This is a genomic window from Bradyrhizobium cajani (assembly GCF_009759665.1).
GTDB classification, from domain to species: Bacteria; Pseudomonadota; Alphaproteobacteria; order Rhizobiales; family Xanthobacteraceae; genus Bradyrhizobium; species Bradyrhizobium cajani.
Genome location: NZ_WQNE01000005.1, coordinates 169862 through 187475 on the forward strand (window position 1 = coordinate 169862; position 17614 = coordinate 187475).

Here is a 17614-nt window from a genome sequence, read left to right on the forward strand (position 1 = left end):
AAACCCCAATGTCCGCCGAATTGACGCCGCCCCCCGAGAAAAAGCGAATATTCTCGCTCTCCATCGGCCAGCTCACCTTCGGCAGCTTCATTTTGGTGCTGGCGGTGATCATCGTCACGTCGACCGCGAGCGTGATCGCGATCCGGCACATCGACACGACCTTCGCCGAGCTGCAGCGGCTCCAGAGCGTCGGCGACCTCGCCGAGGACATCGACCGCCGCATGAACGAGCTGCGGCTCGCGGCACGCGACTTCGTCACCGACCCAGGCGCCGGCATTCAGTTCCAGCAGGTCGGCGAGGCGGCCTCGACGCTGAGCGACATCCTGAAGAAGACCCGCATCGAGCTCGCGCCCGAGCAACAGGACATGATCGACGGGGTCACGGAGCGGCTTGCGACCTATCGCAGCGGCCTGGAGCGGATATCGACTCTGATCGACCGCCGCGCCCAGCTGCTCGCCGGCCTGCCGCCGCTGCGCGACCGGTTCGACACGGCCGTCACCGGTGCCGCGGACCGCGAGCTGGCGTCCCGCCTGTCCGAGGCGCAGAGCCGGATCGCGCTCGGGCTGCTTGCGCGCAACCCGTCCGCCGCCGAGCAGGCCGCGCAGGGCATGCGGGCGATGGACATCGCGGACGCCGGGCTGAAGACGGCCGTCAACGACTACGCCGAGGCGATCATCGCCGTTGCGGTCAGGGAGCGCCAGATCGCCGACATCGACCGCGAGGTGCTGGGCACCGAGGGGCGGCTGATCGGGCGCGTCACCGAATTGCTGCGCGAGGTCAGTTCGCGGCGCGGTCATGTACTGTCGCGCGACTTTGCCCGCACGCTGACGGAAGCCCGCTGGCAGAGCATCGTGCTCGGCACCATCGGCGTGCTGATCGGCATGGCTGCGGCATGGTTCGTGGTGAGGCGGACGGTCCGTCCGCTCGCCCAGATCGCGCGCTCCATTCGCGCGCTTGCGGCGGGCGAGAAGAACACCTCGATCCCGTCCGCCGATCTCGACAACGAGATCGGCGACATCGCGCGGGCGGCAGAGGTGTTCCGCCGCGCCCTGGAGGAGGCCGACACCGCGCGCGAGGCGGCGGTGCGGGCGCTCACCGAACAGCGGCTCGCGGAAGAGAGCTACCGAAAACTGTTCGAGGGATCGGTCGACGGCATCTACGTGACGACCCCGGCTGGCGACCTGCTCAACGCCAATCCGGCATTGGCGCGGATGATGGGCTATGACAGCCCGCAGCATCTGATCGACAGCATCAACGACATCGCCCATACGATCTACGTCCATCCCGAGGCGCGCGACGAATATCAGCGGCTGATGGCGCGTGACGGCATGGTGCGCGAGTTCGAGTACCAGGTGCGCCAGCGCAGCGGCAACATCCTGTGGCTCTCCGACAGCGCCACGGGGGTGCGGGACGAGCAGGGCAACATCATCCGCTATGAGGGCACGCTGCGCGACATCACCGACCAGAAGCGCGCGGAAGATGCCATCGCCGAAGGCCGCCGCCTGCTCCAGCAGGTCATCGACACCGTGCCCGCGGTCATCAACGTCAAGGACCGCGACCTGCGCTATGTGCTGATGAACCGCTACATGGCCGGCATCTTCGGCATCGAGCCCGGCGACGCGCTCGGCCGCACCACGGCCGACCTGATGTCGCGCTACGGCGCGGCCAAGTCCGACGAGAGCGACAAGAGGGTGCTCAAGCTCCGTAAGGGCCTCGGCTTCTACGAGGAGGAATACAAGGACGCCGGCGGCAACATGCGGCAATGGCTCGTCAACAAGCTGCCGCTGCTCGACGCCGAGGGCGAGATCGAGCGGATCGTCACTGTCGCGCTCGACATCGGCGAGCGCAAGCGCGGCGAGCAGGAGATGCGCAAAGCCAAGGAAGCGGCCGAAACGGCGCTGCGCAATCTGCGCGAGACGCAGGCTTCGCTGATCGAGGCGGAGAAGCTCGCCGCGCTCGGACGGCTCGTTGCCGGCGTCGCGCATGAGGTCAACAATCCCGTCGGCATCAGCCTCACGGTCGCCTCCGCGCTGGAGCGCAAGACCGCGATGTTCACGTCCGAGGTCGAGCGCGGCGAGCTCCGCCGCTCCACGCTCAACGACTTCCTCAACACCAGCCGCGACGCGTCCTCGCAGCTCGTCTCCAATCTCAACCGCGCCGCCGAGCTGATCCAGTCGTTCAAGCAGGTCGCGGCCGACCGCAACTATTCGGATCAGCGCACCTTCGACCTCGGCGACCTCACCGAACAGGTGGTGATGAGTCTACGGCCGGGTCTGCGCAAGCACAATCTGACGCTGAATGTCGAGTGCCAGCCGGATTTGACCATGAACAGTTATCCCGGCCCTTACGGCCAGGTGCTGACCAATCTGTTCCTCAATTCGGTGGCGCACGCCTTCCCGGACGGCCGGCCGGGGACCATCGACATCCAGGTGCGCGAGTCCGGCAAGGACAATGTCGAGATCATTTTCTCCGACAATGGCTGCGGCATGTCGCTCGACGTCCGCCGCCGCGCCTTCGATCCGTTCTTCACGACCCGGCGCGACCAGGGCGGCACCGGCCTCGGCCTGCACATCGTCTACAGCATCGTCACCAACCGGCTCGGTGGCCGGCTTGATCTCGATTCCGAGCCAGGCGGCGGCACGCGCATCCAGATGATCCTGCCGCGCGTGGCACCGCTCGAACAAGCCGCGGAGTGACCCGGCCGCGGGCTCACTAACGCGCCGCAAGCCGTCGCATGCTGGCAATGGTTATCTGCCAACGAGAGCCGCGCCGAGACATCAGCATCCGATCGCGCGTGTCAACGTGATCGGATGCTGCACGCCTAATCGGCGTCGGCGAGCCTGTGCAGCGTCGCGCCGAAGATCTGGCTGGCCTTGCCGACCAGCGCCGTGCCGGTCATCTCCCCGCGCGTCTCCGTGAAGGTGCCGCTGACGCCGATGCCGACCGGGGCGGGGCCGCCGAACAGCGGATTGTCGTCATTGCGCGGAGAGGTGTGGCGCTGCACCAGCACCTCGCCCTTGAAGGTGTTGTCCTTCACCGTGTAGCTGCCGGTGTAATAGAGATAGGCGTCGCCGCCAAGAATCTTGCCGTCGCGGAAAAGGATCACGCCGCTGCCCTTGCCGATCCGGCCATCGAGCAGGCTCACGTGAATTGAATAGAGGCCGTTCTTCATAACGTCCCGCAGGCAGGCCGCCATCGCCCAGTGGCGTAACCAGTAGAGCTTTTATGCCAAAGCGCATCCGCTGGCGCAACGCGGCAGTTTGCCGGTTGGCAAGTCCGCGGGCCGTAATTGTCCCGGCTTGCCCATGACGCGGTTATGACGGTCTCATCATGGTGCGAGGCCAGTGCTTGCGAATCAAAGTTGGCCCGCGAAATGCATAACCATTGTTGCACTGGCCGCGGGGTGCTGGAGCAAGACGAACGTGAGCAACTGGATCGATTCCGGCGGCGATGAGCCGCGTCTGTACAGTGCGCGTCCCACGAATTGCAAAAGAGAACGATGGCGGATCGGCAGCGCGCCACGCTGGCGAAGCGTGGCGATGGCCGGTTGTGCCGTGGCCTTGATTGCGCTCGCAGCCCCCTTCGGGCACGCGCGCGACCGCGGTCAGTTCGCCAACACCAATGCCGAATTGAAGGCCTGGTTCGATAGCCTGCGAAGCGGCAAGGGACCATGCTGCTCCGATGCCGACGGCTCGGCGCTCTCGGATACCGATTGGGAGAGCAAGGACGGGCACTATCGTGTCCGCATCCCGCGCTATGGCTACGCGCTCGACGGGCAGAGGCAGGAACTCGTCTGGGTCGACGTACCCGAGGAAGCCGTGATCTCCGAGCCCAACCGGGTCGGACGAACCATGGTTTGGCCGATCTACGGCTACATGGGCGTCACCATCCGCTGCTTCATGCCCGGCAGCATGACATAGCCGCGCCAGACGGCACGTCGCCTGGACTGCTCGATGCGGCTTGCGCCGCGTCAGGTATACTTCTTGTCGCGCTCGAGCAGCTCGATGGAGATGCCTTCGGGACCGCGGATGAAGCAGATGCGCACGCCGGGCCGGATCGTCGTCGGCTCGCGTGTGAACGTAACGCCCTTGGCCTTGATCTCGGCGGCGACGGCGTCGATGTCCTTCACCGTGAGGCCGAAATGGTCGAGACCCTGATGTGGGTGCGGGGGCGGCGGGCTCACGGCGCTTTCGCCCTCGAGTGGTGCAATGAAAATTCTGGCCCCGCCGAGATTCACGTCGATCCGTCCCGGCGCACGTACGATCTCGCCGCCGAGGATGTCCCGCAGCCAGGCTGCCGTGGCCTCCGGATCGGGGCTGCGCAGATGGACGTGATCCCAGGTGACGACCGGCATTTCATTTCTCCCGACGGGTCTTCGATATTGCAGCGCATGTTAACGGTGCCGGCCGGTGATCGCCACCGTCCTTGCCGATTCGCACGAGCGCGGGAACCTTAGTTCGTCTTCCGGATTAAGGTAAGCAGTGGCGGAATCCCTCGTGATGCAATCATGAACGCAGGGTTTGACCGGATCGGGTTGAAACGCTTCGCCGGCACCGGCGAGCGGCTGGCCCGGGCCGTGACGGTCGCGAGCGTCTCTTTTGGCCGAAGCCTTCTGTGGCTGCTGGCCGCGATCATCGTGGGCTGCGGCGTCTGGATGCTGCTGCCCCTTTCCAAAGGCAACAGCGCACAACCGGAAAAGTCGGAGCTTGCGTCCGTCGAGACGTCTCGTTCGGACGATGCGCCCGCAGCTGTCTCGCCGGTTTCCGAAGCTCTGGCTCCGGCCATGGCCGAACTCGATCGTCTCAGGATCTCCTCACAGACCTGGCGCCGCGGCGGGCTTGGCTCGAAGGCGCTGGTGACGTTTACGCTGCGAAACGACAACGACTATGCCGTAAAGGATGTCGAGATTGTTTGCGCATTCGCGCGACGCGACGGAAGTCATCTCACCAACCGCAGCCGCGTGCTGGCCGATCCCGTAAGCATGAAGAGCCGCAAGACCTTTGCGCGCATCACTGTCGGCTTCGTCAACGTTAACGCCGACCAGGCGAAGTGCTCGCTGGTTGCAGCACGTCGCGCGTAATGGTCCGCATTCTGCGGTAGCGGAAAAGTTACCGTTCCCGGTCCTTGGCCAGGAAACTTGGCGTTGCCATTTGAACCAAACGGCTGGGCCAGGAACCAATTAAAGGATCGCCTATTAAGGCGGAGAGCCCACGCGTGGATGCGGGGGGCGGAGCGCGGTCGATGCCCATCTTTCGGTATTTCATCTTTGTCGGTGGCGCCTTGCTTGTGCTGCTGTTCGCGGCGAACTTCGTGCTGCCTTCGCCACCCGTGGTGCAGGCCGTCGCGACCGCGAGCAGCGATCAGCCGCTGATCCGGATCCGTTCCGATCGCCATCTGCCCGAGCGTGTCGTGCTCGACACCAGTCAGCCGACCATCGCCGCGCCCGTGGTGAAGACCGCCGCCGTTGCGGCTCCGCAGCCGCCTGAGGCTGTGTCACCGGCGCTTGCCGAGATGTCGGCAAAGGCGCGGGTGCGCGAGACGTTTGCCCAGTTCACGCCGGCCGTGAAGTCCGATACCGCGGCCAGGAAGGGCGAGACCAAGCCGCAGGCTGTGGCTCAGGCTTCCCAGGGCCAGGTTTCTCAGGTCCAGGCACAGCCGAGGCGCAAGGTCGCCAGGGCGCATCCGGCCCCGCAGGCCGGCCGCCCGATGATGATGGTGGCCCAGCAGCCGCATTTCGGTCTCTTCAACACGACCTGGTGAGGGCGCCTTTGACCCGCCTCGGTGGAGGCGGGTGGGGCTTTTTATTGGTCAGTCTCTCTGCTAATTCCAACCCGTCCGAACGAACGCTGCCCGCTGTGCTGGCTCGCCAGCAGCGGTCCGGCGTATCTCGGTCGCGGCCCAATGCCCGGGCCAGGCGCTCGTAGCTCAGCTGGATAGAGCATCGGATTTCGATTCCGAGGGTCGGAGGTTCGAATCCTTCCGAGCGCGCCAGTCCCAGCTTAATGTTCCGGATATGTTCGGCCGCGACCCGGATGATCGCCTGCGGCATCAGCCTGTCGGGCGACTGGTTTGCCGGCCACGTGCCAGCGTGTCGGAGGGCGTCTCGTGGAACGTCGCGCGGTAGGCTGCGGCAAACTCGCCCAGATGATGGAAGCCTTGCGCGCGCGCGCATGTGGCAACGCTGACACCGCCGCCCCGGAGCAGCCGGGCGCGGGTCGCCCACAGTCGCTTCAGACGGATGTACTGGTGCAGACTCATGCCGCGCACTTTGGTCACGGCGCCGCCCAGCGTCCGCATCGAGACGCCAAACTCGCTTGCGAGATCGGCGCTATAGATTGGAGCGGTCGGATGGGCTGCGATGTAATCGTCGATCCGCTGCACGAGTTTGACCGACCGCTGGCCATGGACCGAGGCGCCTCGATCTGACGGCGTTTCGATCCGAAACAAGTCGTCGAGCGCGAGCAGCAGGCCTTCCTGGAGATGGGCGGCGACCTCGGTGGTTTGGAACAGGAACGGCTGCACCGACGCGGTCCGCAGAATATCGAGCAGAAGTTGCCGTATGTGGAGCAGGGCGGGCCGGTTCGCGGCGTAAGCCCGCAGATCATCGGCGCGGTCGAACCAGCCCCGGTCTTTCAGGGCGGGTGAAAGGATGATCATCGCGTGATGATTGGTCTGGGGTTCGACGAAGTGACATTCATCAATGCCGCGCAGCGCCACGAAGAAACGGGCGTCGAGATCCTCACCCTTGAAATTGGCCTGAACGTCGTCGGTCATCGACAGGATCACCATCCCGCCCGGCATCCGATACGTGGCGTCGAGGATGCGCGCGAAGGATTTCATCACGATGATGCGGCATGCCGGCAAGGAGACGACGGCGCGGGCCGCCGCGAAGTTCGCGACGTCGAGCGGGATGCTTCGGGCGTCCTCCATCGACTCGATCGGCCGAAAAGCATCGACGTCGGGGAAGCCGATCAGTCGAAGCGCAGAGGACGGGGCGAGGGCATCGAACAACATGCGTCTGGCCGGCCGGGCAATGTGACAATCAAATGAACGTCGGTACATCGCCATCAATGGCGAAACATCGCGCTTCAGTAAACCGGATTTCGGGCCGTAGTATCGCGGACATCATGCGATGAAGCCCGCCGATCATTGCCACCGTCAACGTTCCTGGCTCATCGGCTGGCCGGAGGCGAGGTCGATGAAATGCAGCCGCGTGCAGGCGGGGCAGGCGAAGGACGCGAAGCTCCGTCCCTCCAGTCTTTGCTGCTTCTCCAGATGCGTCTGCACGTTCATGCCCGTCTGCGGGCATCGGAAAACAATGAACTCGGCCATCGACGTAGAATGACGGCGCGGGCGAATTTCATCTTTGATCTGGATCAGTTTTGGAATTGCTCCAGGGCGGCGGCCGCAGGCTTACGGCAATCCGCGATCCTGCAAAAGCGAAAGGGCCCGAAGGCCCCTTCTGGATCTCACCACCGGCGATAGCCATAATAGCGCGGGCCATAGCCATAGTAGCGCTGCGGCCCATAGTACCGCGGGCCGTAATAGGGCCGCGGCCCGTAATACCCATAATAGTTCGGACGCCACCAGCACCGCCCCCAGGCATCGCAAACCATGCGAACCTGCTCGACGCCGGAAATCTGCGGCGTCGCAGGCGCGGGCGCGACGGGCATGGCGAACGCCGCCGGCGATGCCGCAAGAGCACCGAACAGGGACGCGGCGACGAGGCCAATCTTAAGCTTCATAATAATCTTCCTCCGCTTACGCGATGCAGGATATCGAAGATGTTCTGATCAAATTGTGGCGGAACCGAAATGTAATGCCGATGAACAAATCTTCAGCCAGTCCGCCCCAAGCCTGATCCGGCTCTGCCAGCCTAGCTCATGTCCGGCCTATGGCCAATGTCGCGTTCGACCACGCTCGCCGCAGTTCGCTTCGGTTCTTGATCCTGCGCAATTCGCGTCGCCCGCTTCGTCCCTAGTCTTGCGGCGTGGGCAGTCCTTCGAGGAATCAGAAGGCGCCTCCGGTCGCTCGCGTCGGTCGGAAGCCCATGGGTTAGTTTGGAGCAGTGCAATGGACAAGATGAGAATCGACAAGGGTGATTGGCTGGTCGTGTGCGACGGGCGCAAGGCGCTCATTCTGGAAAACCTCGGCGACGAGATGTTTCCGAACCTCCACACCAGGGAGGTGCACGAGCAGCCTAACCTCTCGACCAGCGCACAGGGGACCGACGCGCCGGGCCGATTGCATGCCGCGGTCGGCGGTGCGCGCAGTTCGGCCGAGCAGGCCGATTGGCATGACGAGGCCGAGCGCGCCTTCCTCCGCGGCCTGGCCGGCCGGCTCGATTCCGCCGTGAGCGCGGGCGAGACCTCGGCGCTGACCATGGTGGCCTCGCCGCGGGCACTCGGCATGATCCGAGCCGACTATTCCGATGCCGTGCGCAAGGCGCTCCAGGCAGAGGTGAGCAAGGACCTCGTCAAGCTGCCGGTCTACGAGATCGAAAAGCAGTTGCTGCGATCGGGAGCCCCAAAGTAAGGGGCCCTCCGACCGCGCCGGCGTCCCTCAGTAGCAGGGGTGCCGGCGGCCATCCTGGCCGATATAGGCGGCGGCGCTCCGGTAACAGTGGTTGGTCGCCGGGCCGTCGTAATAGGCGAAAGTGCCGGGGGTGATCCCGGGCCCGTAATTATGCAGGTAGCTGATCGGGTAGGGCAGCGGATTGGTGTAGTGGCGATGGTACCGGTGATGTCCCCGCGCCTCCGACAGGCTGGGGGCAAGGGTTACGGCCGACAGGGCAGCAACCGCGGCTACAAGCTTCAACTTGCTCATCTTGATTCTCCGGAACCCGCGCGAATAGGTCGTCCATCTATAGCCATTTCGGGCCGGCAGGACACCTGTCCGGCGGCCCGAAATCGGGGCCCATCCCGCAGATTCCCGGGAGGGTGTGACAGAATTGCCCAGACATGCGGCCAAAGGCTGCCCATTTTTGGCCTTTTCGGGATGCTTAACGAATTCCCCACACAAGTATGACCAAAGAGAATTCGCTTAAGAATCCTGTCGCCGGCCCTTTGGGGGTCCTTCGAGGCCGGTCCATTCCTGAAGGCTGCCACCGTCACGTCGCCATGCGCATCACGCTTCCGAGCCTGCTGTTGCTCTCCGTCGCTGCCGCCACGCCGGCGCGGGCGGAGTTGCACATCACCCGCGACCATGGCGGCTATGTCGAGGAGTACAAGGCCAAGTACAAGCGCGTCCGCGAGAAGGGCGAGCGCGTCATCATCGACGGTATCTGCAACTCGGCCTGCACGCTCGTGCTCGGCATCGTGCCGATGAACAAGATCTGCGTGACGCCGCGCGCCAGTCTCGGCTTCCATCAGGCCTACTACGACAAGGCCTTCACCTTCGGCATCAAGGTTACCAGCGCCGAGGGCACCTCCGATCTCATGTCCTACTATCCGGACAAGGTGAAGGACTGGATCCGCCGCAATGGCGGGCTCACCACCGACATGAAGAAGATCAAGAACGGTGTCGAGCTCTGGAAGATCATCGACCCCTGTCCGGAAGAATGGTGAGTGCCTGAGCTGAGCCGCTTTTCGGCTCTCTGTCGCGCCGCAACATCGCGCAGGAGGAAATTGGCATTGCCGCATAGGTCCCGGTGGGGCAATGAGGGCGGCAATGAGCCACAATCAAGAAGCCCTGACCGCCCGCGCCGCGCCGATCCTGTTCGTGCTGCTCTGGAGCACTGGATTCATCGGCACCAAATACGTCATCAACAATGCCGACCCCTTGACCTATCTGGCCATCCGGATGGCGATCGTGGTCGGCCTGATGGCGATCATCGCTGGCGTAGCACGGCCGAAATGGCCTGATGGGATCGGCATCGCGCATAGCGCAGTTGCGGGCATCCTCGTCCACGGCTTCTATCTCGGCGGCACCGCGATCGCGATCGCGCATTCGATTCCGGCCGGGCTTTCCGCGCTCATTCCGGGCCTTCAGCCGATCCTGACCTCGACCATCGCCAACCGCTGGCTCGGCGAGAAGGTGACGCCGGTGCAGTGGGGCGGGCTCGTGCTCGGCCTCGGCGGCGTTGTGCTGATCCTGCACAACCGTCCGATGACGGGCGAGGCCGGACTCGGCTGGCTGGCCTCGGTGGTCTCGCTGATCAGCATCACGCTCGGCACGCTCTATCAGCGGCGCTACTGCAATCACATCGACTGGCGCGCCGGCAATCTCGTGCAATATGTGTCCGTCACCATTTTCTTCGCGATCGGCGCCTTCCTGTTCGAGGACCGCGTGGTGCACTGGACGCAGGAGTTCGTGCTCGCGCTCGCCTGGCTTGCCGTGGCGCTCTCGATCGGATCGATCGGGCTGTTGTACTGGCTGATCCGCCACGCTGCGGCGACGTCGGTCGCGAGCCTGTTCTATCTGGTGCCGGCAGTGACGGCGCTGATGGCTTATCTGCTGTTCGGGGAGAGGCTCGACGCGCTGGCGATCGGCGGAATGGCGATGTGCGCGGCGGCGGTGTTCGTGGTCAACCGGCGCCACTAGGCGGGCAGCCGGGGGCGGGCGGAATACATCCCTGACGTGCGCGGCCTGTTCGTGCCAGGTTGGGAGCATTCAAGAGACGGGGGTAGAGTGGAGCCGTCTCCGGGCGCGCCCGCACCCGGAGACCTGCTTTGGCATCGCGATCAGCGCTTGGTCTTCTTGGCCTTCTTTTTCGACTTGGCGGCTTTCCTGGCGCCCTTCTTTGCAGATGTCTTGGCGGCCTTTTTCGCGGCTTTCTTGGACGACTTCTTTGCAGCTTTCTTCGTCGTCTTCTTCGCTTTCTTCTTGGCGGCCTTCTTCGGCGCGGCTTTCTTCGCGACCTTCTTGGCGGCTTTCCTGACCTTCTTGACGGCGGTGACTGCGGCGTCCTTGGTCGCTTCCACCGCAGTGGTGATCGTATCCATCGCCTGTTCGCTGACCGGCTTCTCGTCGTCCATATCGTCCCCCATTGCTTGTATGGAGCGATGACGATAGCGGGATTCGAAATTGTGTCAAAGTAACGCTCAACCTCTACGGATCCTTGCGTAGGCCGAGAGCGCACGCTCGCGTCCCATGGCGTGATCGATGATCGGCTGCGGATAGGTCTGCCGAGCGTGATGCCGGCGCTCGCCAGCTCGATCGGCGTTGCCTGCAACGGTGGACGAGCTTCGCCGGCAGCCCTTGCAGCTCCGGCACCAACGGCGGACGTAGGTTCCATCCGGATCGAACTTCTCGCCCTGAAGCACCGGGTTGAAGACGCGGACATAGGCGCGGCGTCGGCGCCGCAGCCAGCACCCATTGCCATGCTGCCGACATCCGCGTCGACCAGCGTGCCCCAGAACCAGCTCTCGCCGTCACGCCAGTCGACCAGGAGGTGCTTGACGAGCAAGGAGGCGGCCACCATCCGGACCCGGTTGTGCATCACCCCGGTGTGCCGGAGCTCGGGTCAGGGAGGCCTCGTTTACGATTTGGAAAGCATGTCGCGTGCGGCGGTGCGAACGGCCGTTAATGCGGCCGTAAGCCGATTGCACGAATATGCAGGAATTACGGGGGTAATTCCATACATGTCCAACGGTCTAACGGCGAAGTTCCTGCCGCAGTTCAAGCTCGGCACCAAGGCGGTCATGTGCGCGGTGCTGCTGATCGCCATGAATACGGCGCTCGTGGTCGGCGCCGGCTATTGGTCGCTGACGTCCGCCTTCAATGATCGCGCATTGCGCGACATCGAAGTCAATCTGCGCACGCTGGCGCTGGCCTTTGCCGAGACCGTCCCAGACGTCAAGATCACGGTGAGGGACGGCGCGGTGGTGCGCGCCGAGATTCCCAAAATGCCCGACCTCAGGGATCACGCCATCGTCGATCGCGCGGTGTCCTATGTCGGCGGCAATGCGACCCTGTTCGTGTTCGACGATGCGAGCGGACAGTTCGTGCGACGCTCGACCAACGTGAAGAAAGAGAATGGCGATCGCGCCGTCGGCACCCAGCTTGCCGCCGATCATCCGGGGCAGGCGCCGCTGCGTCGTGGCGAGGCCTATAAAGGACCGGCCACGCTGTTCGGCAAGTCGTTCATGACCGCCTATTTTCCCATCGCGGATTCGACCGGCAAGGTCGCCGGCATTCTCTACGTCGGCATTCCGATGGCCCAGTTCGAGAGCATGCTGACCCAGGCGATCGAGAGCATGGCGGCTGCCGCAGGGCTCGCCGCGCTTCTGGTCCTGATCCTCACCCTGCTGATCGTCCGCCGTGTCACGCGTCCGCTCACCTCGGTCACGCGCTCGCTCACGGCGCTCGCCGACGGCCAGAGCGACGTCGCGATCGATTGCGAGGATCGCGCCGATGAGATCGGCGAGATCGCCCGCACGGTCGCGGTGTTCAGGAGCAATTCGCTGGAGCGGGCGCGCCTGCGCAGCGAGCAGGCAGCGGCCACGGCTGCCGCAGCCGAGCAGCGCAAGGCGGAACTGCGCAACTTCGTCGAGGAGTTCCGCGGCAGTGTCGGCGGCACCCTCGATAAGGTGTTGAACTCTTCCGGCGAGTTCGAACGGGCGGCGCGGCAACTCACCGACCTCGCACGTTCCACCGCCGATCTGTCGGCGCAGTCGGCTGGAGCTTCCGAAAATGCCTCCGAGCACGTGCGTTCGGCGGCGTCGGCCTCCGACGAATTGTCTCAGTCGATCTCCGAGATCACCCGCCGGGTGCAGGAATCGAACGAGATTTCCGCCGAGGCAGTGCGGCAAGCCGAGGCCACCGACCAGCGCATCGCACAGCTCTCCGAGGCGGGCGCGCGCATCGGTGACGTCGTCAAGCTGATCACCTCGATCGCGGAGCAGACCAACCTGCTGGCGCTGAACGCCACCATCGAGGCCGCACGCGCGGGCGATGCCGGCCGTGGCTTCGCGGTGGTGGCCCAGGAGGTCAAGACGCTGGCCGGCCAGACCGCCAAGGCGACCGACGAGATCTCGAACCAGATCGAAAGCATGCAACTCGCGACCGAGGAATCGGTCGTTGCCATCAAGGCGATCGGCCAGACCATCGAGCGTATCAGCGGCATCGCCGGCTCGATCTCGGCTGCGGTCGAGCAGCAGAAGAGTGCGACCCACAACATCGTGGCCAGCGTTCGCGCGGCGGTGTCGGGCACGGCCGATGTCGCCGTCAACGTCCGTCACGCCGCCAAGGGCGCCAGCGAGACCGGCGAGACGTCGAGCCGGATGTTCGCCTCGGCCCAGACGCTGTCGGGCGAGAGCCTGCATCTGAAGGCCGAGGTCGACGGCTTCCTCGACCGCGTGCACGCGGCGTAGTCCCACGTCGTCATCCCGGGGCGGTGCGAAGCACCGAACCCGGAATCTCGAGATCCCGGGTTCGCGCTTCGCGCGCCCCGGGATGACTTTTTGCGGTTGCTAGGCGCAACCGCCAAAAGTCACTTCGGCTGCGGCACGATGCGGATGTAGGGCTTCGGCTCCTTCCAGCCCTGCGGGTAGATCGTCTTGGCCTCGTCGTTGGAGACCGAGCCCGCGATGATGACGTCTTCGCCCTGGGTCCAGTCGGCCGGCGTCGCGACGCGATGCTTGGCGGTGAGCTGGAGCGAGTCGACGACGCGCAGGATTTCCTGGAAGTTACGGCCCGTGGTCATCGGGTAGACCAGCACCAGCTTGATCTTCTTGTCGGGCCCGATGATGAAGACGTTGCGGACGGTCTGGTTGTCGGCCGGTGTGCGGGTGAGGGGATCGCCCGAGGTCGAGGCCGGCAGCATCTCGTACAGCTTCGAGACGTTGTAGTCGGTGTCGCCGATCATCGGATAGTTCGGAGCGGCGCCTTGCGTCTCCTTGATGTCCTCCGACCATTTGGAATGGCGGTCGACCGGATCGACCGAGAGGCCCATCAGCTTGACGCCGCGCTTGTCGAACTCCGGTTTCAACTTGGCGAGAGCGCCGAGCTCGGTCGTACAAACTGGCGTGAAGTCCTTGGGGTGCGAGAACAACAGGGCCCAACTATTGCCGATCCAGTCGTGGAACTTGATCTTCCCTTCGGTGGTCTCGGCTTCGAAGTCGGGTGCGGTGGCGCCGATCGGAAGTGTCATGGTTCTACCTCATCGCATTGAATTTACTTGTGAATTTACCTCTGGCCGTCACCTTCAGTATAGGATCTTGGCGAGGCCAAGTGAACCGGCTCAAGTAAAATGTGAATTCCTGCTTTGAAGAGCCGATTTTGTAGCACCTTTCTGTTACAGCGGCGCCTGCGGCGAAACATCTCCACCCGGGGTCACACGGCTCCGCTCGCCCCGATAATGCCTTTTATGACTCGCATCACGCTCGCCCGACGCTCTCCGGAACCGAAATGGTCCTCGTAGCGACTAATCGGCAACCATTGAGAAAAGTCGCGATCCCCGTATCCAATCATTAACCACCTCTTTACGCCCGCATGGAAATGCTGGCCGGTCAGAAGAAATCTGGAAGTGAACTATGTCTGTCGCTGCGCCCAAGTCCGTTGAGAAGCCTACCGAGTCGCCGTCCCTCGAACCGTCCTGCCGCGATACCGCGGCCCATGCGCTGACCATCGTGCGCGACGGCGTGATCACGGGCGAAGGCCCGACCACCAAGGGAAGGGTGCACTTCTCCCGTTCGCTCGACGCCGATGACACCGCCTGGTGCGCCCGTATCCTGACCGCTGCCGCGGTCAACGACCAGCCGGTAAGCCGCACCGAGGCCGAAGTCCTGTTCGAGATCAACGAGGCTGCAACCGAGCGCACCGATGGCGGACGGTTCGACGACCTGCTTGCCAAGGCCGTGGCCCACTATGCCGCGAGCGCCTCGGGCCTGAAGGTGCCGCCGCGCAGCGTCGCACTGTCGGCAGAATCCGACATCGAGAGCTGGGCGCCGTCCTATGCCTCGAAGGTCAACAGCGAGATGCTGGAGTGGATTGCCGGCCAGATGCGCGGCAAGCGCCAGAACAACCGTCGCCTGATGGCGATGGTGGCGACCTTCCTGGGCGCCACCGCGCTGCCTCTGGCGGGCCAATTGCCGAACGTATTCGACATCGGCATGTAAGATCCGAGATGTTCTCGCGCCCCTTGCGAGGCGCGAGAGACAACGGCGGGGTTATTTCCCCGCCGTTTTTTGTTTGTCGGCGTCCGGCTCGAGACCGAGCGTGCGGCCAGGGAAGCCGGCGGCGTCGAAATAGCGCTGGCTGCCGACGCGCTGCACGTTGAGGACGGTCTGGAGACCGTTCTCGGACTTCTTGGACTTTTCGACCGTCTTGAACGCTCTCGGCACGATGCCGTTGGGCAGCGCCTCCGACATCACCCGGCCGACGAGGCCGCCGTTCTGCGCGCCGCGCAGCCCGAGGAGCTGGGCGGCCGTCATGCCGACGTCGGCGTTGCTGACGGGAATCTCGTCGACATAGCCAGCCTTGAAGTCCGGACCGATGGCCGCCATGAAGTTCATGGTGTCGCCACGGCTGAAGCTGCCATGCATGCCCTGGCCCTGGCGCAGCACGGTATCGGCCACCTGCACCGAGCAGTTGGTCGGCGCCTCGCCGCAATCGCTGGCATAGGAGCGGAAGTTGACGACGATCGCCGGCGTCGGCGTCGCCGCCTTGCCGCGCAGGTTGATGCTCGACAGCGGCAGGGTGCCGGGGAAGCGGCCGAGCGAATCCTCGACGAACAGGCCGGAGACGTAGTCCTGCTTGAGCAGCGCCTTGATGGTTTTGGCCGCCAGCTTCTTGTCCTTGCTCGGCAGATAGATCAGGTCGGAGCCGCCATTGGTGGCAACGACGAGATCGGGCTTGGCCGGATCCTTGCCGAGTACGCCGTTGCCGGCCTTGGGATGCTTGTTGCCTTCGACCTTCGCGTTCTTGTCGTTGGGATCGAACAGCGGCAGGTCGAGCGCCTTGGCAAGATCGATCGCCAGGAAGCCCATAGGCAGGAAGTCCTTCGGCGTGTCGTCATAGCTGACCTTGGCCGAGGGGCTGGTCTTGCTCTCCTTGGAGATGGTCGAGAAGCCGTGGTCGGCCTGAACCATGATGTTGGTGCTCGCGGCAAGCCCGAGCTCGTCCAGCGCCTTGCGGATCTGGGCGAGGTTGTCGTCGGCATTCTTGATGCCGGCCATCGAGGTCGGGCCGTTGATGCCGGGCATGATCTGGTTGAGGCTGTCACCGGTATTGTGCTGGCTGCCGTCGGGATCGCGCGACCAGAACACCAGCACGAACGGCTTGTTGCGCGCCTTGAACATCGGCAGCACGACTTTGGTGGCGACGTCGGCAAAATAGGCTTGCTGCGCGACGTTGGCGACCGTGGTGCCGGGCGTCTTGGCATCGCCCGCCTTGGAATTGTCGCCACGCGGCGGCGTGGCGAGGGGCAGGCCGGCCTTGGTCAGCGCGTCCTTCACCTCGTCCGACAGCGCCACGCCGTTCTTGCCGCCGGTGGAGTCGTCGAACACGACCGAATGCAGGCCGGCTTTCTCGGGTTTGTCAGTATGGTCGAACTGGTAAGTCGGGCCGACCTTGCCGATTGCCGCGGTGCTGAGGCCCTTGTCGCGGGCCATCTTGAGAATGGTCTCTTCGTTGAGGTAGTCGCCCTTGAAGTGCTCGTCGATGTCGCCGAGCACGGCGTCGTTCTCGATGAAGGGGACCACGGTGTCGCCGGCGGGCACTGACGTGTAGTTGGTCCAGATCGTGTTGGAGAACACGCCGGTGTCGCCGAGATAATGGCCGGTCGACATCGCCGAGCCGTTGGCCATGGTGAAGGTCGGGAAGAGCGAATGCGGGTTCTTGAAGTTGACGCCCTTGTCGCGGACCTCGGCCATTGCCGGCGCCGTCTCCGGTGTGACCTTTAGCGCCCGAAGGCCGTCAGGGATGAACAGGATCAGGTTACGGGGCGTGTTGTTCTGGGCGGAGGCAAGTCCGGTGGACAAGACTGTCAGTCCGGCGGACAGCAACACCAGTGAACGGCGCATAGAAGTCTCTCCTGCGGTGTGGCGGCGTGGCCGCCGACCGCGGCCCCCGGCAACCCGTTTAGTTTTGCTGTATGACGGTTTTGTTACAAGGGGCCAAAGCTATGCGAGGGGCACAGGAAGGGCGATCTTGTTGCCACGATCTGGTCGTTGCGCCCGCGGCGCCGCAATCCCGAATCCCTGCGCGGCGCGGTCTGGTTGGCCCCACGGCCGAAATGCGTCGTCGAAAATCAAATCTTCAAATTCAAAATACGAAAATGACAGACCAGTCGAAGGCCCGAACGAGGGCAGGGCCGAGCCACTATTCCGGCGCGGTCTGCACCCGCGGATTTTGTGCAAGGGCCTGCGCGGGCTTGGTTGCCGTCGGATAGTCCGCGGGATTGGCAAGATCCCGGCGTAGCGATGATGGCGCTGCATGCAGCGCAAACGCGATCGCTATCTGTGTTCTGTTCTGGAGGCGGTATTTGCGCATGATGTTGCCGATATGCGCCCGCACCGTGTTCTCCGAGATCTTGAGCTCGTAGGCGATGTTCTTGTTCTGCATCCCTCGCGCGATCAGCGTCATCAACTCGCGTTCGCGCGGTGTCGGCGTAATCGAATCCTTTGGATCCGGACCCATGACTGGTTCCTCCCTGGCTTTTGGTTGATGCGAA

At 64.1% G+C, this 17614-nt stretch carries 19 protein-coding genes, 1 tRNA gene and 1 pseudogene; 10 read left to right on the forward strand and 11 right to left on the reverse strand.

Going from position 1 to position 17614, the window contains the following annotated elements; genetic code table 11:
- Positions 1-8: 8 nt before the first annotated feature.
- A complete protein-coding gene (locus tag GPL20_RS09165; RefSeq protein ID WP_157329252.1) occupies positions 9-2696 on the forward strand; it encodes a PAS domain S-box protein in 2688 nt (895 codons plus the stop codon).
- 125 nt (positions 2697-2821) lie between these two features.
- Here GPL20_RS09165 and GPL20_RS09170 read toward each other — a convergent pair whose 3' ends face one another.
- Positions 2822-3172, reverse strand: coding sequence for a GrlR family regulatory protein (locus GPL20_RS09170; RefSeq protein WP_167532950.1), 351 nt, complete (start codon positions 3170-3172; stop codon positions 2822-2824).
- A gap of 250 nt (positions 3173-3422) precedes the next feature.
- On the opposite strand from GPL20_RS09170, the gene GPL20_RS09175 reads away from it, so the two are divergent.
- Positions 3423-3920, forward strand: coding sequence for a hypothetical protein (locus tag GPL20_RS09175; protein ID WP_254125889.1), 498 nt, complete (start codon positions 3423-3425; stop codon positions 3918-3920).
- 50 nt (positions 3921-3970) lie between these two features.
- Here the strand turns inward: GPL20_RS09175 and GPL20_RS09180 are convergent, their stop codons facing one another.
- The gene (locus tag GPL20_RS09180; RefSeq protein WP_157329254.1) at positions 3971-4354 is read right to left on the reverse strand and encodes a VOC family protein; all 384 of its coding nucleotides are present in this window, start codon (positions 4352-4354) and stop codon (positions 3971-3973) included.
- A gap of 153 nt (positions 4355-4507) precedes the next feature.
- On the opposite strand from GPL20_RS09180, the gene GPL20_RS09185 reads away from it, so the two are divergent.
- The 3 genes from GPL20_RS09185 to GPL20_RS09195 all read left to right on the forward strand — a co-directional run bounded on the left by GPL20_RS09185 (position 4508) and on the right by GPL20_RS09195 (position 5991).
- Positions 4508-5080 (forward strand): hypothetical protein, encoded by a 573-nt coding sequence (locus tag GPL20_RS09185; RefSeq protein ID WP_157329255.1) that lies wholly within the window; start codon positions 4508-4510, stop codon positions 5078-5080.
- A 161-nt stretch (positions 5081-5241) separates the two neighbouring features.
- Positions 5242-5760, forward strand: coding sequence for a hypothetical protein (locus GPL20_RS09190; RefSeq protein WP_157329256.1), 519 nt, complete (start codon positions 5242-5244; stop codon positions 5758-5760).
- A gap of 154 nt (positions 5761-5914) precedes the next feature.
- Positions 5915-5991 (forward strand) — tRNA-Arg (locus GPL20_RS09195).
- Positions 5992-6048: 57 nt separating this feature from the next.
- On the opposite strand, the gene GPL20_RS09200 is transcribed toward GPL20_RS09195, so the two are convergent.
- The 3 genes from GPL20_RS09200 to GPL20_RS09210 all read right to left on the reverse strand — a co-directional run bounded on the left by GPL20_RS09200 (position 6049) and on the right by GPL20_RS09210 (position 7745).
- A complete protein-coding gene (locus tag GPL20_RS09200; protein ID WP_167532951.1) occupies positions 6049-7014 on the reverse strand; it encodes an AraC family transcriptional regulator in 966 nt (321 codons plus the stop codon).
- A gap of 144 nt (positions 7015-7158) precedes the next feature.
- Positions 7159-7293 carry a hypothetical protein gene (locus tag GPL20_RS39930; RefSeq protein WP_256557449.1) on the reverse strand — a complete coding sequence of 45 codons (135 nt, stop codon included), beginning with the start codon at positions 7291-7293 and terminating at the stop codon, positions 7159-7161.
- Between the two features lie 176 nt (positions 7294-7469).
- Positions 7470-7745 carry a hypothetical protein gene (locus tag GPL20_RS09210; protein WP_157329258.1) on the reverse strand — a complete coding sequence of 92 codons (276 nt, stop codon included), beginning with the start codon at positions 7743-7745 and terminating at the stop codon, positions 7470-7472.
- A 328-nt stretch (positions 7746-8073) separates the two neighbouring features.
- Here GPL20_RS09210 and GPL20_RS09215 point away from each other — a divergent pair, with 328 nt between their 5' ends.
- Positions 8074-8535: a host attachment protein gene (locus tag GPL20_RS09215; RefSeq protein WP_157329259.1), complete on the forward strand. Its 462-nt coding sequence runs from the start codon at positions 8074-8076 to the stop codon at positions 8533-8535.
- A gap of 27 nt (positions 8536-8562) precedes the next feature.
- Here the strand turns inward: GPL20_RS09215 and GPL20_RS09220 are convergent, their stop codons facing one another.
- Positions 8563-8826: a hypothetical protein gene (locus tag GPL20_RS09220; RefSeq protein ID WP_157329260.1), complete on the reverse strand. Its 264-nt coding sequence runs from the start codon at positions 8824-8826 to the stop codon at positions 8563-8565.
- A gap of 293 nt (positions 8827-9119) precedes the next feature.
- Here GPL20_RS09220 and GPL20_RS09225 point away from each other — a divergent pair, with 293 nt between their 5' ends.
- Together GPL20_RS09225 and GPL20_RS09230 are read left to right on the forward strand one after the other, a co-directional pair.
- Positions 9120-9566: a hypothetical protein gene (locus GPL20_RS09225; RefSeq protein WP_157329261.1), complete on the forward strand. Its 447-nt coding sequence runs from the start codon at positions 9120-9122 to the stop codon at positions 9564-9566.
- 103 nt (positions 9567-9669) lie between these two features.
- Complete coding sequence (locus GPL20_RS09230; protein ID WP_157329262.1) at positions 9670-10542, forward strand: DMT family transporter; 873 nt, start codon at positions 9670-9672, stop codon at positions 10540-10542.
- Between the two features lie 140 nt (positions 10543-10682).
- On the opposite strand, the gene GPL20_RS09235 is transcribed toward GPL20_RS09230, so the two are convergent.
- Positions 10683-10976, reverse strand: a complete 294-nt coding sequence (locus tag GPL20_RS09235; RefSeq protein ID WP_167532952.1) for a histone — start codon at positions 10974-10976, stop codon at positions 10683-10685.
- A 66-nt stretch (positions 10977-11042) separates the two neighbouring features.
- Positions 11043-11449 (reverse strand): annotated as a pseudogene (locus GPL20_RS09240) (FAD-binding domain-containing protein); the annotation flags it as partial.
- Between the two features lie 133 nt (positions 11450-11582).
- Here GPL20_RS09240 and GPL20_RS09245 point away from each other — a divergent pair.
- Positions 11583-13313 (forward strand): methyl-accepting chemotaxis protein, encoded by a 1731-nt coding sequence (locus GPL20_RS09245; RefSeq protein ID WP_157329264.1) that lies wholly within the window; start codon positions 11583-11585, stop codon positions 13311-13313.
- A gap of 119 nt (positions 13314-13432) precedes the next feature.
- On the opposite strand, the gene GPL20_RS09250 is transcribed toward GPL20_RS09245, so the two are convergent.
- Positions 13433-14092 (reverse strand): peroxiredoxin, encoded by a 660-nt coding sequence (locus tag GPL20_RS09250; RefSeq protein WP_157329265.1) that lies wholly within the window; start codon positions 14090-14092, stop codon positions 13433-13435.
- A 382-nt stretch (positions 14093-14474) separates the two neighbouring features.
- On the opposite strand from GPL20_RS09250, the gene GPL20_RS09255 reads away from it, so the two are divergent.
- The gene (locus tag GPL20_RS09255; protein WP_167532953.1) at positions 14475-15059 is read left to right on the forward strand and encodes a hypothetical protein; all 585 of its coding nucleotides are present in this window, start codon (positions 14475-14477) and stop codon (positions 15057-15059) included.
- A gap of 51 nt (positions 15060-15110) precedes the next feature.
- Here GPL20_RS09255 and GPL20_RS09260 read toward each other — a convergent pair whose 3' ends face one another.
- Positions 15111-16964 carry an alkaline phosphatase family protein gene (locus GPL20_RS09260; RefSeq protein WP_157329266.1) on the reverse strand — a complete coding sequence of 618 codons (1854 nt, stop codon included), beginning with the start codon at positions 16962-16964 and terminating at the stop codon, positions 15111-15113.
- Between the two features lie 298 nt (positions 16965-17262).
- A complete protein-coding gene (locus tag GPL20_RS09265; RefSeq protein ID WP_167532954.1) occupies positions 17263-17580 on the reverse strand; it encodes a response regulator transcription factor in 318 nt (105 codons plus the stop codon).
- Positions 17581-17614 lie beyond the last annotated feature (34 nt).